This is a genomic window from Streptomyces sp. NPDC020983, from assembly GCF_044333485.1.
GTDB lineage: Bacteria > Actinomycetota > Actinomycetes > Streptomycetales > Streptomycetaceae > Actinacidiphila.
In genome coordinates, this window is the sequence record NZ_JBIRRA010000016.1 from 182564 (window position 1) to 198739 (window position 16176).

Below are 16176 nucleotides of genomic sequence, written 5' to 3' on the forward strand. Positions count from 1 at the left end.
ACCTGCCCCGCCACGTCTAGGACTGTGCAGACAGCCCCTGATCGGTCCCCGGTCGCCGGCGACCCCGGCGGGAATGCGGCGGTGAAGCGCGTGAACGACCCGGCCTCCCCTCCCCCGGTACGGCGGCGTACCGCGCTCGCGGCCGGCGGCGCCCTCGCGGCGGCATGGCTGAGCGGCTGCGGCCCCTCCGACGGCGGCGGCGCCGGCAAGGCCCCCGGCAGCCCGGGCGCCCCCGCCTCCTCCGGCACCTCCCGCCCGGCCACCCCGGGCACCCCGTCCGCCACCGTCCGCCCGCCGTCCGCCGCGGACTGGTCCGCCCTCGGCTCGGCCCTGCACGGCACCCTGGTCCTCCCCGCGGACAGCGCCTACGCGAAGGACCGGCGGCTGTACAACACGCGCTTCGACACCCTGCGCCCGGCGGCCGTCGCGTACGTCACCGGCACCGACGACATCGCCCGCTGCCTCGACTTCGCCCGCCGCACCGGCACACCCCCGGCGATCCGCAGCGGCGGCCACTCCTACGCCGGCTACTCCAGCGGCGACGGACGGCTCGTCATCGACGTCTCACGGCTGAAGTCCGTACGGCTCGACGGCACGGTCGCGACGGTGGACGCGGGCGCCAAGCTCATCGACGTCTACGACACGCTCGGGCGCAAGGGCCGGACCGTCCCGGCCGGTTCCTGCCCCACCGTGGGCGTGTCCGGGCTCGCGCTCGGTGGCGGCCACGGCGTCATGAGCCGCTCCATGGGCCTGACCTGCGACAACCTGATCGGCGCGACCCTCGTGAGCGCGGACGGCACCGTCCACGAGGTCTCCGAGGACCGCGAGCCCGACCTGCTGTGGGCGCTGCGCGGCGGCGGCTGCGGCAACTTCGGCGTCGTCACGTCACTGCGCTTCACGACCCACCCCGCGCCCGCGGTCGTCACCGGCTACCTGACCTGGCCGTGGAGCCGGGCCGCCGACGTGGTGGCGGCCTGGCAGGGCTGGGGCCCCGACCAGCCCGACCACATATGGTCGGCGCTGCACCTGGACTGCGCCCCGGGCGGCTCCCCGACGGTCTCCGTGCCCATGCTCTCCAGCGGCTCGCGCGCCGACCTCGCGGCCGCCGCCGACGCACTCGCCTCGGCCGTGGGCGCGAACGCCTCCTCGGTGTCCCTGCACCCGCACAGCTACCTCGACGCGATGTTCTCCTACGCCGGCTGCGGCCACTGGTCCGCCGCCCAGTGCCACCCGGCGCCCGCGGGCAGGCTCGGGCGCGAGACGTACACCGCCCGCTCCGACTTCTACGACACCGATCTCCCCGCGGCCGGCATCAGCGCACTGCTCTCGCAGGTCCAGCGGCTGTCCGGGACGAAGGGCGGCGGGGCGGGCAGCGTCGCGCTGACGGCGCTCGGCGGCGCCGTCAACCGGATCGACCCGGCCGCGACCGCGTTCAGCCACCGCCGCTCGCGCTTCCTCGCCCAGTACCTGGCCTCCGACGGGCTGTCGACGACCGGCTGGCTCGGCACGACGCACGACGCGATGCGCCGCTACGCCTCGGGCGCCGCCTACCAGAACTACACCGACCCGTCCCTCAAGGACTGGCGGACCGCCTACTACGGACCGAACGCCGACCGGCTGTCCGCCCTCAAGCGCCGCATCGACCCCGACCGGCTCTTCGACTTCCCTCAGGCGGTGTGAGGCCGGTGCGCGCCCGTGCGCGGCCGGAAAGCACCTTGACGCCGGGTCAGGAGGACGGTCAGGCGGCGAGGTCCTTGTCGTCCGCGCGGTGCCGGTGGTGGTGCGCGGCGGCCGCCCGCGCCCTGCGGTGCGGCTCGCGGCGGGACGCCACCACCAGGAAGGCGGCGCGCCCGGCGGCCACCCGCCGGGTCAGCAGCGTGAGGAGGGCGAGCGCGAGGGGCGCGAGGAGCAGCACGGTGGCGGCGCCCAGCGCGAAGCCGCCGATGACGTCGGTCGGGTAGTGGGTGCCCAGGTAGACGCGGGCGAAGCCCTCGGCGAGCGCGAGCACGGAGGCGGCCGCGCCCGCCTTGCGGCTCACCATGAACAGCCCGACCGCGACCGCCGCGGCGATCGCCGCGTGGTCGCTCACGAAGGACGTGCCGTGGTGGCCGGGCACGAGCACGTCGATGCCGTCGTGGTCCACGTACGGACCGGGGCGCCGGACCAGCGCGCGTACGGGGATGTTCAGCAGCACCGCGATGCCCGCGGCCAGGCCCGCCCACAGCACACCGGCCACCGCCACCGGGGCGTCCGCCGACCGGCGGGCCACCCGCCACCAGCACCACCCGGCGAGCAGCAGCGTCAGGGCCACGAGGCCGTACTCGCCGGCGAACTCCACGGCCCGGTCCACACCGCGCGGGGCCTGCTTGGCGAGGTCGTTGATCGATCTGAGCAGGGATACGTCGGGGTTCGCGCTGTCGTCGGCGCCCTGTGCCATGGCGGTGGTGCCCCTCTACCCGTCAGCAACTGACCGTGTCCCGGCGGCACGGCACGTCTGCAACCCCCGTCGCTTGCGTACCAAGCCATTGTCGCCCGTACAACGCCCGGCACTGTACGTAGCGTTCCGGTCTTCGCCAGAAGATCACCATGCTGTTATGCAAGGGTGACCGCCCGGGCTGTTTGACGGCCGACCGTAGGCCAGAACATGACACACAGGTGGCCGGCGGGCGGCGCACCGGCGGCACCGCCGGACGCCGTTCACCGCCCGGACACGCTCCGTCAGGACGTGGCGGCCGCCGGGAGCGCCTGCGCACCGTCCCGGGTGACCCGGGTCGCGCCGATGTAGTCGGCGCTGTCGATCGGGTCGAACCTGATCAGCGCGCCGGTGTGCGGGGCGTTGATCATGTGGCCGCCGCCGACGTAGATCCCGACGTGGTGGATGGTGCGCGGATCGCTCAGATTCGTCGCGAAGAAGACCAGGTCGCCCGGCAGCAGTTCGTCCCGCGCGGGATGCGGCCCGGCGTTCCACTGGTCGGCGGCCACGCGCGGCAGCGTGATGCCCACCGACGCGTACGAGGCCTGCGTGAGCCCGGAGCAGTCGAACCGCCCGCCCTGCGCCGCCGTCCCCTCGCCACCCCACAGATAGGGCGTGCCGATGCGCTGCTGCGCGAAGTAGATCGCCCCCGCCGCCTGCTGCGACGGCGCGACCGCCCCGATCGGCGCGGCGAAGCTCTTCTCCAGCGTACGGATGCGCTTGACGTAGTTCTGCGTCTCGGCGTAAGGCGGCACCCCGCCGGCCTTGATCACGGCGTAGGCGCCCGCGTTGTAGGCCGCGAGCATGTTGTCGGTGACGTCACCGGGCACGTTCTTCACGTACGAGGCCAGGTCGCAGTCGTACTGCGCGGCCGAGGGAATCGCGTCCTGCGGGTCCCACACGTCGGCCCTGCCGTCGCCGTTGCCGTCGATACCGTGGGTCGCCCACGTGCCGGGGATGAACTGGGCGATGCCCTGGGCGTCGGCGCCGCTGCGGGCGCGCGGGTTCCAGCCGCTCTCCTGGTAGAGCTGGGCGGCGAGCAGCGCCGGGTTGAGCGCCGGGCACAGATCCCCCCAGTCCCGTACCAGCGCCTGGTAGACGTCCGGCACGGCGCCCTTGGCCAGGCCCACCGCGTTCGTGCCCCGGCTCGCCAGCCCCGCGGCCGCGGAGAAGGTGCCCACGACCAGCAGCGCGAGGAAGGAGAAGAACAGCCCGGCGCCGACACCGAAACCCAGCCAGACCTTACGCGCCATCAGCAGCCCCTCCCCTTCCGCCGCTCGCGGGCCCCCGGCCCTCCGCCGCACCGCTCCTGCCGGCCCATCAGCTCAGCGGCTCGTCAGCTCATCGTCCCGTCGGATCGCCGTCCCGTCATCCTGTCGGACTCCCACCGCCGCACCGGGCGGGAACATCCGTTCCCCTCGTTGCCCAGCGGTTATGCTCGTGATACACAGAGTAGTCACACATGTCCCATCGAACACCGGTCCGTCCACCAGTCTGACGGCTCCGGGCCGGATCACACGGACGATCCGCCGAGAAAGTCGCCGAGCGACGCGCAACAGCGGAAACGTCCGTCAAGATAGATGCTGGCCCCTTGCGCCCCGGCAGGGGAGCCAACTGACAGAGCGGGGTGGTGAGTTACATGTTCGTGGCAGCCCCCAAGGGCGATATCAACACCATCATCGGCGGCATCGCGCCCGACTGGGGACCCTTCGGGTCACTGGGCCAGGAAGCCCGTGTGATGATCGAGGTGGTCATGGCGGTGGCGATCCTGCTGTGCCTGGCCATGGCGATCTGGGGTGCGGCCAAGCAGCGGATCGGCGCGACGGCGCTGCGCGACACCTTCAGCGCCGAGCAGGGCAAGGGACTGATCATCGCCGGCCTGACCGGCGTGTTCATCATCGGCTCGCTCGGCACGCTGTTCACCATCGTCTACGGCATGGCCGTGTAGACGCACCGCCGCCCGGACCGCTCGCCCGGCCCCTGCCGCGCCGAGCCGTACCCGGGCCGCCGTTCCCGCCTTCCGGCCCTCGTCCCCGTCCGATCCGAGCCACGTCCCGCGGAGCCCGTCCCGGCTCCACCTTCCCACCCGAGGCTGCGTGCTGATGCCCACTCGACCAAGCAGCGGAGCCGTCCGCCCGAACCGTGGCACCCGCACGCCCGCAGCGCCCCGGGGGGCGGTCGCGCGATGAGCCTCGGCCAGGACGGACCCTCGACCAGGACCCGGATGCCGGAAGGCCACTCGGCCCACGGCGGCACACGCCGCCCGCAGCCGCGGCGCGCCCTGGTCACCGTCGTCGGCATCGTCGTCCTGCTGATCGCCGCACTGGCCTTCGCCAACCGCGGCGACCACCCGTCGTCCCCCCACGACGACGCGGGCGGCAGCGGCGGCACCTCGGGCGCCACCACCGGCAGCCACGGCGCCAAGGCCGCGCCCACCGACCCCACCGGGCAGCGGCCCGTCCAGGGCAAGAGCGCCGCCGGTGTCCCGGCCGGCTTCGCCCACACCGACCAGGGCGCGCAGTCCGCGGCCGCCAACTACGCCGTGGCACTCGGCTCCGCCGACATGTTCAACGCCGACCGGCGGCACGCCATCGTCACCGCCATCTACGACCCGGCCGTCAGCGCCACCCTCCAGCACGACCTGGACAGCGCCTACTCCGGCGACGCACTCAAGAACCTCGGCCTCGACGCCGACGGCACCGCGCCGTCCGGCCTCACCTTCGTCTCCCGCACCGTCCCGATCGGCACCAAGGTCACCGCGGGCGGCTCGTCCGGCTCCGGCACCACGACCGTCGAGGTCTGGTGCACCGACCTCGTCGGCCTCGCCGGCACGGGCTCCACCAAGCCGGTCAGCACCGCCTGGTTCACCATCACCGAGAAGCTGGTCTGGGCGGGCGGCGACTGGAAGCTCCGCTCCTCCTCCCAGAAGGACGGCCCCGCGCCCGTCGCCGCCGACAACCAGGCCGCCTCCGCCGACGCCATCGCCGGCGCGGTCCGGGACTACGGAGGGTTCACGTATGCCAGGTAGCCGCCGTCTGCGCCGGTCCCTCGTGACCGCCGCCGTCCTCGCCCTCAGCCTCGGGCCGGTGTCCGCGGCCCTGGCCGACACGCCGACGCCGAGCGCGACGGCCACGGTGGCGCCGACATCTGCCCCCACGAAGAGCGCCTGCGACGGCCTCATCGGCGCGGCGAAGGACTACTGCACCAAAGGTGACACCGGCGCTCCGGCCAAGGGCACCAATCCCACCGATTCGCTCGACCCCCTGTCCTCCCTCGCCAAGGGCTGCGGCAGCGCAGCCGGCTGGACGATCGACAAGCTGTCGGCCGCGGTGACGAAGACGACCGAGGTCGACTTCACCAACACCTCCTTCCTCCGCCAGTACGCCGTCGTCTTCGCCGCGTCCACGATCCTCACGCTCATCCTGTGGCTGCTGGCGGTGGCCAAGCGGGCGGTGCGCGGCGTGCCGATGACGGAGGCGCTGACCGAGGCTGTGGGCTTCCTGTGGCTGACGGTGCTGGCGTCGGCCTTCACCCCCCTGATCCTCTACACGGTGGTGTCGGCGACCGACGCCGTCACGGACGTGATGTCGTCGGGCACGAAGTCCGACACCGACGTCTTCTTCGGCTCCTTCTCCGCGGCGCTGACCAAGGGCACGGACATCGGCGGCGGCCCGATCATGCTGATCGTCGTGTCGATGGTGTCGGTGCTGGCCGCGGGCGTGCTGTGGCTGGAGCTGGTGATCCGGGCGGCGCTGCTGTACGTGGGCGCGATGCTGGGCACGGCGGTGTACGCGGGCCTGGTGGACAAGAACATGTGGCACCACGTCAGGCGCTGGGCGGGGGTGATGATAGCGGTGATCCTGGTCAAGCCGGTGATCGTGGTCGTGCTGGGTCTCGCGGGCGCGCTGTCCTCGTCGAGCGACGGGCCGGACTCGTTCTCGGCGGTGGTCTCGGGGCTGGCGATCATCCTGCTGGCGATCTTCGCGAGTTTCATGATCTACCGCTTCGTGCCGGGCTTCGGCGACGACGTGGTCAATCTGCGCAACAGCCGCAAGGCGAGCGGCCAGAGCCAGGCGGCCGCGGTGATCTCGTCGCCGGCGGCCCTGGTCAAGCAGGGCATCAAGACGCACAGCGCCCGCGGCGGCCCCCAGGAGCAGGCCCAGGGCGGCGGAGGCCCGACGCCGTCGAATCCGGTGGCGGGCGGCATCGCGGCGCACAGCGCGCGCGGCGGCGGCCAGGGCGGCGGTGCGGCGGCTCCGCCGCCGCGCCCGGGTGGGGGCGGCGGAGGCTTGGGGGCGCCCTTCCGGGCGAACCGGGGAACGGACAACGGCACTTCGCAAGGAGGTGATCGCGGGTGACGACCCAGCCCTTCACCCAGCCGCGCCGCACGTATCTGATCGGCAAGGCGCGGCCCAACGCGATCGTGGGCAAGAACCGCGAGACGGGCGAGATCGTCCTGATCGTGCTCGGCGCGGGGCTCGGCATGCTCAACGGGCTGCTCGTGCCGTTCCTGATGCTGCGCATCATCGGCCTGGTCGGCTGGCCGGTGCTGGCGCTGGCCGCGGTCTTCCTGCCGTACCGCAGGCGCACGTTCTACCGCTGGTTCGAGATCAACCGCACCTACCGCCGCACGCTGCGGGTCGCGCCGACGTACCGCTCGGCGGTGCAGGAGGCGGGGACGTCGCTGGACGGGCGGGAGGTCGAGGTGGGGCCGCCGCCGGGGATCGGGCGGATCACCTGGCTCGCGGCGCCCTTCGGGCCGGACGAGATCGCGGTGCTGCTGCACGTGGACCGGCGGACGGTGACGGCGGCGATCGAGATCGAGGGCCCGGGCGTGGGCCTGCGTGACAGCGAGGACCAGGAGGCCCTGGTCGAGCGTTTCGGCACGCTCCTGAAGCACGTGGCCAACGGCGACGGGTTCGTCACCCGGCTGCAGATGCTGGCCCGGACGCTGCCCGCCGATCCGGACGCGCACGCCAAGGACGTCGCCCAGCGCGGCGACCCGGAGGCCGAGCGGTGGCTCAAGGACTCCTACGACCAGCTCCAGTCGATGGTGTCGACGTCCTCCGAGCAGCACCGTGCGTACCTGGTGGCCTGCATGCACTTCACCCGCGAGCTGGCGGCCGAGGGCAACGCCCTGGCCCGGGCGTCGAGCGGGCGCGGGCGCAAGGTGGACAAGGACGCCGGGCTCGCGGCGGTGATGGCGCGCGAGCTCAACGACATCTGTGCGCGGCTCGCCGAGGCCGACATCCGGGTGCGGCAGCCGCTGGGGCAGGCGCGGCTGGCGTCGCTCGTCCACTCGATGTACGACCCGGACCACCCCATGGACCACATCCAGGCGATGACCCGGCGCAACGCGTGGCCGGCCGAACTGGACGCGACCGAGCCGACGTACCTGCAGGCCAAGACGCGCGAGTCGACGACCCGGGCGCCCTGGCACCATGCGACGGCCTGGATCAAGGAGTGGCCGCTGACCCCGGTCGGCGTCAACTTCCTGGCCCCGCTGCTGGTGCACACCCCGGACGTGATCCGCACCGTGGCGGTGACGATGGACCTGGAGCCGACCGACGTCGCCATCGAGCGGATGCTGACGGAGAAGACCAACGACGACGCCGAGGCGAGCCGCGCCGCGAAGATGAACCGCACCGTGGACCCGCGCGACATCGCGCACCACGGCCGGATCGACCAGCGCGGCGAGGATCTGGCGAGCGGCGCGGCCGGGGTGAACCTCGTGGGGTACATCACGGTGTCCTCGCGCTCCCCGGAAGCGCTGGCGCGCGACAAGCGCACCATCCGTGCTTCCGCCGGTAAGTCGTATCTGAAGCTCGAGTGGTGCGATCGTGAGCACCACCGGGCATTCGTCAACACGTTGCCGTTCGCCACCGGCATCCGCCGCTAGCCGCCGTCCTGAGGAGGCCGTCGCCATGCCCATGCTGGACCCTCTCGCGGCGCTCACCGAGGCGTTCACCAGTTTCCTGTTCGGCCGCGTCGAGACGGTGCGGCTGCCGGTGCGCACCTCGACGGGCCAGGCGCAGGCGGTCTACCTGCCGACCGCGGCGCCGGGCCTGGGCGACTCCGGTGTGATCATCGGCCGCGAGGTCTACTCCGGCAAGGGCTACATCTACGACCCCTTCCAGCTCTACGGCCAGCAGCTGCCCGCGCCGCACTGGCTGGTGCTGGGCGAGTCCGGCAACGGCAAGTCGGCGCTGGAGAAGACGTACGTGCTGCGCCAGCTGCGCTTCCGGGACCGCCAGGTCGTGGTGCTGGACGCGCAGGGCGAGGACGGCGTCGGCGAGTGGAACCTGATCGCGCAGGCGATGGGCCTGACCCCGATCCGGCTGGACCCGATGGCGGCACTGGACGGCGGCATCAAGCTCAATCCGCTGGACCCGGCGATCACCGTGACCGGCCAGCTGGCGCTGCTGCGCACCATCATCGAGGTCGCGATGGGCCGCGGCCTGGACGAGCGCTCGGGCTTCGCGCTGAAGGTCGCACACGCCTACGTGGCCGAGACGGTGACGGACCGGCAGCCGATCCTGACCGACATCGTCGAACGGCTGCGGCACCCGATGCCGGAGTCCGCCGAGGCGATGAACGTCGACCTGGACGACGTGCGGGCCTGGGGCCTGGACGTGGCGCTGGTGCTGGACCGGCTGGTGGACGGCGACCTGCGCGGCATGTTCGACGGGCCGACGAGCGCGGGCATCGACCTGGACGCACCACTCATCGTCTTCGACCTCTCGCACATCGACCGCAACTCGATCGCCATGCCGATCCTGATGGCGATCGTCGGCGTGTGGCTGGAGCACACGTGGATCAGGCCGGACCGGAAGAAACGCATCTTCCTGGTCGAGGAGGCCTGGCACATCATCAACTCGCCCTTCGTGGCGCAGCTCTTCCAGCGGCTGCTGAAGTTCGGCCGGCGGCTCGGCCTGTCCTTCGTCGCGGTCGTCCACCACCTGTCGGACGTGGTCGACGGGGCGGCGGCCAAGGAGGCCGCGGCGATCCTGAAGATGGCGTCGACCCGCACGATCTACGCCCAGAAGGCCGACGAGGCGCGCGCGACCGGCCGCGTGCTGGGGCTGCCGCGCTGGGCGGTCGAGATCATCCCGACGCTGACGCCGGGCATCGCGGTGTGGGACGTCAACGGCAACGTGCAGGTCGTCAAGCACCTGATCACCGAGGCCGAGCGGCCGCTGGTCTTCACCGACCGCGCCATGACCCAGTCGTCCTCGGAACACGCCGCCGACATGGCGGAGGCCGAGGCCGAGGCGGAGGCCCGCGCGGAGGCGCACGCCGCCGCGCAGGTCGCACTCGCCAAGCACATGGCCGACGACGCGGTGGCGTGAGGCGGGGGGCATGGCGGCGCAGCGGCGGGAGCAGCACGGCGGCGGTCTGCCGGACGGACTGGTCGTCGGCATCATCGCCCTCCTGCTGGGCGTCACCCTGCTGGTATGGACGGCCACCGGGATCGCGGGGCTGCTCGCGCACGGGTCGTGGCCCGCGGGGCTGCACTTCACCCGCACCCCGCGGGCCATGCGGGCACTGGTCGGCCAGCCGCACGACATCCCCGCCGCGTGGCCGGGCGCCGACCCCGGCGGGCTGTCCGGGGCAGGGCTCTTCTGGGGCATCTTCATCGGGCAGTTCATGGTGCTGTTCACCCTCGCGGTATGGGCGATGAACGTGGTGGCGCGGCTGCGCCGCAGGGGCCGCCGCCCCACCCCCGGGCCCGCGTCCGCGCCCGCCTTCGCGCCGGACGCGGACAACCCGGAGGCGGAGGAGCCGGAGTCCGCCCCGGCGGCGGTGCCCACACCGCGCCGCAGGAGCCGCACTCCGGGCGACGGGCACGGCAAGGGCGACGGGCTGGACGCCTGGTTCCGTACGGTGCCGCAGGCCGTGCCGCCGCGCGCCGCCGACCCGGTCACCGCCGAGCTGCCCCCGGTCGGCGCCGGCGCCCCGCCCCCGCCGCCCGCGCCCGAGCCGCGCCCGCCGGCCCTCGACGGCGGCGAAGTGACGCGCACCTACGCGCTGTTCGCCGGGCCGCGCGGCGACCAGGCCAAACGCGTGGTGCAGCCGGCGGTCCTCGCGGCGGCCGGCCCGGTGCTGGTCACCACGGCGGATCCGGAGACGTACCACCAGACGGTCGGCAACCGCAGCAAGCTCGGGCCCGTGCACGTCTACGACCCCGCGCACCTGCTGGACGTGCCCGGCCGGCTGCGGTGGGCGCCGCACGGCGGCTGCGAGCGGCCCGCGACCGCCGGCGTACGCGCCGCCGCACTGCTCGCGCCGCTGCGCAGCGCGCGGGCCGACGAGGCCATCGTGCACTCCACCGCGGTGACGCTGCTGCGCTGCTGGCTCCACGCCGCCGCGGTGGACGGCCGCCCCTTCCGCCAGGTGCACCGCTGGGCGGCAGGCGGCCAGGCGGCGGCCGACGCGATCCGCATCCTGCGCTCCGACCCGCGTGCGGCCTCCGGCTGGAGCGGCGAACTGGAATCGGTCCTGCACGCCCACCGCGACCGGCGGGACGCCGCACAGGCCCTCATCCGGCAGATCCTGGAGCCGCTGGGCTCCGTGCACATCCGCGACGCGTGCAATCCGCCGCGGACCGGTGGCCTCGACGTGGAGTCGTGGGCCGCGGAACTGGGAACGCTTTACGTGGTGGGCGAGCGGATCGAGGACCCGCGGGCCCACCTGGGTGCGATGCCCCTGCTCACCGCACTCGTCTCCAGCGTGGTCGAGCACGGCCGGCGCATGGCCGCAGGGTCACCCGCCGGCCGGCTCGACCCACCACTGACCTTCGTCCTCGACGACGTCGCGGCCCTCGCCCCCGCACCCGACCTCCCCGCCCTCCTCGCCGAGGGCACCGCCGCGGGCCTGCCCACCCTGGCCGTCCTCCGCTCCCCCGAACAGGCCGCGGCCCGCTGGCCCGCCCCCCTCTGGCAGCACGCCGACCTCCGCCTCACCCTCGACGCGGCGTCCGCGCCTTCCGTCCCCGACGCCATTCCGCTGCGCTGAGCTCGGGGGGCTTGTTGCGGTGGCCCGCGGCCTTGGTGCCGGTGGGGGCTGGTCGAGGGGTTCCCCGCGGGCTCCTTTTTGCGCTGCGGGGGCGGTTGTTGCGGTATGCCGCGCGATCTTCCGGTAGGTGGGGGGGTTGCTCGCGCCGTTCCTCGCTCCCCTTTGCGCTGCGGGGGTGCGTGGTGCGGTGGCCCGCGGCCTCACGGTGGGTGGGGGCTGGTCGTGCCGTTCCTCGCGCCCCTGAGGGGGTGCCGCTTGCGGTGGGCGGTTTTGGCTTTCCGCCGGTGGTGGGTTGCTCGCGCAGTTCCTCGCGCCCCCGGGGTCATCCGGCGGGGCATCGCGCTTGTGCTCGGGGGGTGGGGTCGGGTGCCACTCCGGGGGTACCTCCTCGGAATGCGCGTCTGGCGTCATGACGGGTTGGTTGGGCGGTGGGGTGCGCATTCCTGCGGGGGCACCCCCGGATCGTCCCCCTCCCGGGCCGGTGTGGCGGCTGCCTGCCGGTGGGGGTGAAGTCTCTGCAGGGACTGCGGTTCGCCCCCGACGGCGGCGCACCCCCACAAGAAGGCCGTCAGCCGACGTCGTATCTGCACGGGTGGTGGGGGTGGGAACACCCCGCGCCGCCAGGCGCGGGAAACCCCCGCGGCGGGGCAGCCGCCCACGTACCGGCAATCGGGCACCGCCCGAGCGCGGCGCCGCCAGGCGCGGGAACTCCCGCAGCGGGACAGCCGCAAGCCCCACGGTGAGCGGGCACCGCCCGAAGCGGCGCCGCCAGGTGCAGGCACCCCGCAGGGTAGCCCGAGCCCCGCCGCAGGCGGGGAGTGTCCGGCGGGGGCGTCAGGCGATGCGCGCGAGGTCGGCCACGGCGACAGCTCCCCGCAGGGGGAGGCCCGAGACGAAGCGCTCGACCTCCTCCACCGCGTAGGCGCCGAGGCGCCGGACCTCGGCGCCCTGGCACCCGGCGATGTGCGGGGTCAGCAGCACGTTCCGGAGCCGGTGGAGCACGTGCTCCACCGGCAGCGGTTCGGGGTCGGTGACGTCGAGGTACGCCTCGATCCGCCCCGTTTCGCACTCGCGCGCCAGCGCCTCCGTGTCGAGGAGGCGGCCGCGGGCGGTGTTGATGACGGCGGCGCCGTCGCGCAGCATCCGCAGTCGGCGGGCGTCGAGGAGGTGGCGGGTTTCGGGCAGCTCGGGGGCGTGGATCGTGACGATGTCGGAGGCGGCGCACAGTTCGTCGAGGTCGACGAGCCGGACGCCGAGTGTCCGCGCGTCCTGGGGCGTGACGTAGGGGTCGGCGAGCAGCACCTGGTAGCCGGCGTCGGCGGCGCGCAGCCGGGCGATGACGCCGCGGCCGATGCGGGAGGCGCCGATGACGCCGACGACGGCCCCGTCGGCGCCGCGCCGCTCGGCGTGGTCGGGCTGGAGGCCGCGGTGGTAGCCGGCGGCGTAGCCGAGGGTGCGGCGTGCGGCGAGGAAGAGGGTCGCCGTCGTGAAGTCGATGACGGGCCCGGCGTTGGCGTCGGCGGCGGAGGAGACCGCGATGCCGCGTTCCCAGACCTCGGGCCGTACGTGGTGCTTGACCGTCCCGGCGGCGTGGATGACGGCGGCGAGCCGGGGGGTGCGGGCGAGCAGTGCGGTGCCGATCTCGGGCGCGCCCCACCCGGTGAGGAGGATGTGCGCCCCGGCGAGGGCGGCGTCCGAGGCGGGGTCGGCGGCGTCGGTGACGAGTGCCGGGTGGACGTCGGCGAGCGTGTCGAGCCGGGCGCGCAGCGGTGCCGGGAGGACGAGGTCCACGATGTCCTGCTGCATCGCCAGCACCAGATTCGGCCGCTCCGCCATGTCTGCCCCTCGCGTGTAATCGGTTACCTCCCAGCTCCTCCAGGCTATGGGCGGCGGCGCGGCAGGTCAACGCTCAACGCCGCGCGGAGGGTGTACCTGGCCGTAGTAACCGGTTGAGATTGTCTCTCACCTCAAGGCGCCGAGGAGAACGCGACGGCGACAGCCGAACGGGACGCCATCGGCCGCACAGGGGCGGCTGGCGCAGACGGACGGGCGGGGCGCGGGACGCGCCTCGGGCGGCTGCCACCGACACGACCGGCGGCATCGTCAGCGGCCGCACGCCCTTGGGCGCCTGGGACGGCACCGTGAAGGAGAGGCGCATTCAGGGCCTGGGACCGGATGGCCGAGGACCACGCGAAGGACCACGCCTCGAACCACTGACACCCGCGTACCGCGGAACGGACGGCAGACCGCGGACACGCACCGGCCCCGCGCTGCTCACGGCCCGTTACGCTTGGGCGGCGGCGCACGGCCGGGGCGGAAACCGGCAACCGGGCACACCGGCGCCGGGAACATCGGATGGCGGGGATGGCGGAGACTTCACCAGGGCCGGGCACCACGGCCGGCCGCGGCAGGCGCCGTGTCACCATCCGCGACGTCGCGGACCGCGCGGGCGTCTCGGTCGCCACTGTCTCCCGCGTCCTCGCCGGCAACTACCCGACGTCCGCCGCCGCGCGCGCGAAGGTGCTGCGGGCCGTCAAGGACCTCGACTACGTCATCGACGGCCGCGCCCGCGCCCTCGCCGGCACCGGGCCCAAGACCGTGGCCGTCATCGTCTCCTCCGTCGACAGCGCCTTCTACGCCACCGTCGCCCAGGGCGTCGAGCAGGAGGCCGCCGCCCGCGGCCGGCTGTGCATGGTGTGCAGCCACGGCGGCGACGAGGCGCGCGAACTGGCCCTCGTCCAGATGATGCGCGAGCAGCGCTGCGAGTTCGTCGTCCTCGTCGGCGGCGCCGTCGAGGACGAGCGCTACCAGGCGCGGCTCGGCGAGTACGCCCACGGACTGGCCGCGGCCGGCTCCCGCCTCGTCCTGTGCGGGCGCCCCGCCCCCAGCCCGGACATGCCCGTCCTCGTCGTGGAGTACGACAACGAGGCCGGCGCCTACGCCGTGACCAGCCATCTGCTGTCCGCCGGCCACCGGGACATCCTCTACTTCGGCACCATTCCCGGCCACACCACCATCGAGCCGCGCATCGCCGGCTACCGGCGGGCCCTGGCCGACCACGGCCTACCCCCGTCCGCCGAGCGCGTCGAGGGCTTCGGCGTCGGCCGTGCCCACGGCTACGCCAACATGCGGCAGATCCTCGCCGACTGCGGCGGGCGCCCCGACTTCACCGCCGTCTTCGCCGGCGACGACCAGGCCGCGGCGGGCGCGATGGCGGCGCTGCGCGAGTACGGCCTGCGCACCCCCGAGGACATCTCCGTCGTCGGCTACAACAACGACGGCCTCGCCCAGGACCTCAACCCGCCGCTGACCACCGTCAACATCCCGGCCTACGAACTCGGCCGCGAGGCCGTCCGCCTCGCCCTCACCGAGGAGACCGCACCCCGCCCGGCCGCCCAGTCCCGCCACCTCCTCGGCACCCACACGGTCCTGCGCGAGAGCGTCCGCCGACTGCCCTGAGGTCCTCGCCGGGTCCTCACTCCTGGCGGAGTGAGCGCGACATCCCGAAGGCCCCGAGCAGCCCGTTGTCGACGAACCTCGTCATCTCCCCCACCCGGCCGCCGGCGAGGCCCAGCACCATCACGCCGTGCGCGTGCGCGATCGACGAGCCCCGGTCCCGCCGGTAGAGCGCGAACGCCGGCTGCCCGTTCGCCCGCACCCCGCGCAGCACGAAGCTGCGCCCGTCTGCGAAGACGACGCTCCGCAGGAAGTCCGCGACGGCCGGCGCCCCCTCGTACGTGGCCTCCAGCGGCGGCATCGTGAGCCGTGCGTCCTGGGTGAGCAGCTCCACCAGCGCCGCCACGTCCCCCGCCTCGAAGGCCCGCGCGAAGTCGTCGACCACCCGCCGCTCCGCCGCCGACCCGGGCAGCGGCGCCCGTTCCCGGTCCTGCCCGGGCAGCGAGGCGGCGAGTACGGCCCGGGCCCGCCGCAGGGCGAGGTGCACGGCGTTCGCCGTCATGCCGAGCATCGCGGCGACCTCCGCGGCCCGGAAGCCCAGCACGTCCCGCAGCACCAGGACGGCACGCTGCCGCGGTACGAGCTGCTGGAGCCCCACGACGAAGGCGAGCGAGACCGTCTCCCGTGCCTCGTACCGCGCCTCGGGCCCGGGCTCCCGGTCCGGCAGCTCGGCGAGCAGCGGCTCCGGGTACGGCTCCAGCCACGCCGGCTCCGCGGGCCGCCGCGACGGCCCGGACGGCGCGGTCACGACCTCCGGCCGCGGCCGCCGCCGCTCCCCGGCCCGCAGCGCGTTGAGGCAGCGGTTGGTGGCGATCCGGTAGAGCCAGGTCCGCACCGATGCCCGCTCCTGGTAGCCGTCCAGCCCGCGCCAAGCGGCGAGCAGTGTCTCCTGGAGCAGGTCCTCGGCGTCCTGGAGGGAGCCGAGGATGCGGTAGCAGTGCAGCTGCAGCTCCCGCCGGTAGGGCTCGGTCAGCACGCGGAAGGCGTCCCCGTCACCCGCCCGCGCCCGCGCGAGCACCGCCTCGCCGTCCTGCCACGTCTCCGCCGCCATCTCCGGACCCTCCTCACCACGTACGCCAGCCCTCACCCGGTACCGACACCACCCGCCGCCGAGAACTGTCGCTCCTGGCGGGTCGACGGGGAAGGCCGTGGGGGCGTCCGAACGCAGAAAAGCGTCAGCCCCCGTGCTCGGCACGGGGGCTGACGCTTCTTCAATATTTGTTCGGCGGTGT

The 16176-nt window shown here is 73.9% G+C and carries 12 protein-coding genes; 8 read left to right on the plus strand and 4 right to left on the minus strand.

All coding sequences use genetic code 11. The annotated features are described in order from the left end of the window. The first annotated feature begins 81 nt into the window (after window positions 1-81). Complete coding sequence (locus tag ACH4SE_RS30980; RefSeq protein WP_398546839.1) at window positions 82-1680, plus strand: FAD-binding oxidoreductase; 1599 nt, start codon at window positions 82-84, stop codon at window positions 1678-1680. Between the two features lie 58 nt (window positions 1681-1738). Here ACH4SE_RS30980 and ACH4SE_RS30985 read toward each other — a convergent pair whose 3' ends face one another. Continuing rightward, the gene (locus tag ACH4SE_RS30985; RefSeq protein ID WP_398546840.1) at window positions 1739-2437 is read right to left on the minus strand and encodes a phosphatase PAP2 family protein; all 699 of its coding nucleotides are present in this window, start codon (window positions 2435-2437) and stop codon (window positions 1739-1741) included. 281 nt (window positions 2438-2718) lie between these two features. Next, a complete protein-coding gene (locus ACH4SE_RS30990; protein ID WP_398546841.1) occupies window positions 2719-3726 on the minus strand; it encodes an NlpC/P60 family protein in 1008 nt (335 codons plus the stop codon). A gap of 386 nt (window positions 3727-4112) precedes the next feature. On the opposite strand from ACH4SE_RS30990, the gene ACH4SE_RS30995 reads away from it, so the two are divergent. From ACH4SE_RS30995 to ACH4SE_RS31020, 6 genes are all read left to right on the plus strand, one after another. Beyond that, window positions 4113-4421, plus strand: a complete 309-nt coding sequence (locus tag ACH4SE_RS30995) for a hypothetical protein (RefSeq protein ID WP_031524459.1) — start codon at window positions 4113-4115, stop codon at window positions 4419-4421. Between the two features lie 237 nt (window positions 4422-4658). Further along, the gene (locus tag ACH4SE_RS31000) at window positions 4659-5501 is read left to right on the plus strand and encodes a hypothetical protein (protein WP_398546842.1); all 843 of its coding nucleotides are present in this window, start codon (window positions 4659-4661) and stop codon (window positions 5499-5501) included. Then, on the plus strand, window positions 5491-6831 hold the full coding sequence (locus ACH4SE_RS31005; protein ID WP_398546843.1) for a hypothetical protein: 1341 nt from the start codon (window positions 5491-5493) through the stop codon (window positions 6829-6831). Before ACH4SE_RS31000 ends, ACH4SE_RS31005 begins: the two co-directional genes overlap by 11 nt. After that, entirely contained in the window at window positions 6828-8372 is a 1545-nt protein-coding gene (locus ACH4SE_RS31010) for an SCO6880 family protein (RefSeq protein WP_398546844.1), read from the plus strand. The genes ACH4SE_RS31005 and ACH4SE_RS31010 overlap by 4 nt, the downstream gene beginning before the upstream one ends. Window positions 8373-8403: 31 nt before the next feature. Then, a complete protein-coding gene (locus ACH4SE_RS31015) occupies window positions 8404-9822 on the plus strand; it encodes an ATP-binding protein (protein WP_398546857.1) in 1419 nt (472 codons plus the stop codon). Between the two features lie 10 nt (window positions 9823-9832). Next, window positions 9833-11488 (plus strand): type IV secretory system conjugative DNA transfer family protein, encoded by a 1656-nt coding sequence (locus ACH4SE_RS31020; protein WP_398546845.1) that lies wholly within the window; start codon window positions 9833-9835, stop codon window positions 11486-11488. An 834-nt stretch (window positions 11489-12322) separates the two neighbouring features. Here ACH4SE_RS31020 and ACH4SE_RS31025 read toward each other — a convergent pair. Beyond that, the gene (locus ACH4SE_RS31025) at window positions 12323-13324 is read right to left on the minus strand and encodes a hydroxyacid dehydrogenase (RefSeq protein ID WP_398546846.1); all 1002 of its coding nucleotides are present in this window, start codon (window positions 13322-13324) and stop codon (window positions 12323-12325) included. Between the two features lie 528 nt (window positions 13325-13852). Here ACH4SE_RS31025 and ACH4SE_RS31030 point away from each other — a divergent pair. Continuing rightward, on the plus strand, window positions 13853-14947 hold the full coding sequence (locus tag ACH4SE_RS31030; protein WP_398546847.1) for a LacI family DNA-binding transcriptional regulator: 1095 nt from the start codon (window positions 13853-13855) through the stop codon (window positions 14945-14947). A gap of 16 nt (window positions 14948-14963) precedes the next feature. Here the strand turns inward: ACH4SE_RS31030 and ACH4SE_RS31035 are convergent, their stop codons facing one another. Continuing rightward, a complete protein-coding gene (locus ACH4SE_RS31035; RefSeq protein WP_398546848.1) occupies window positions 14964-15995 on the minus strand; it encodes an RNA polymerase subunit sigma-70 in 1032 nt (343 codons plus the stop codon). Window positions 15996-16176 lie beyond the last annotated feature (181 nt).

Coding starts and splice junctions, on each gene's coding strand:
- ACH4SE_RS31030 (WP_398546847.1), top strand. CDS start 13,853: ATGGCGGAGACTTCACCAGGGCCGGGCACCACGGCCGGCCGCGGCAGG.
- ACH4SE_RS30990 (WP_398546841.1), bottom strand. CDS start 3,726: ATGGCGCGTAAGGTCTGGCTGGGTTTCGGTGTCGGCGCCGGGCTGTTC.
- ACH4SE_RS31015 (WP_398546857.1), top strand. CDS start 8,404: ATGCTGGACCCTCTCGCGGCGCTCACCGAGGCGTTCACCAGTTTCCTG.
- ACH4SE_RS31005 (WP_398546843.1), top strand. CDS start 5,491: ATGCCAGGTAGCCGCCGTCTGCGCCGGTCCCTCGTGACCGCCGCCGTC.
- ACH4SE_RS31025 (WP_398546846.1), bottom strand. CDS start 13,324: ATGGCGGAGCGGCCGAATCTGGTGCTGGCGATGCAGCAGGACATCGTG.
- ACH4SE_RS30985 (WP_398546840.1), bottom strand. CDS start 2,437: ATGGCACAGGGCGCCGACGACAGCGCGAACCCCGACGTATCCCTGCTC.
- ACH4SE_RS31035 (WP_398546848.1), bottom strand. CDS start 15,995: ATGGCGGCGGAGACGTGGCAGGACGGCGAGGCGGTGCTCGCGCGGGCG.
- ACH4SE_RS30995 (WP_031524459.1), top strand. CDS start 4,113: ATGTTCGTGGCAGCCCCCAAGGGCGATATCAACACCATCATCGGCGGC.
- ACH4SE_RS31000 (WP_398546842.1), top strand. CDS start 4,659: ATGAGCCTCGGCCAGGACGGACCCTCGACCAGGACCCGGATGCCGGAA.
- ACH4SE_RS31020 (WP_398546845.1), top strand. CDS start 9,833: ATGGCGGCGCAGCGGCGGGAGCAGCACGGCGGCGGTCTGCCGGACGGA.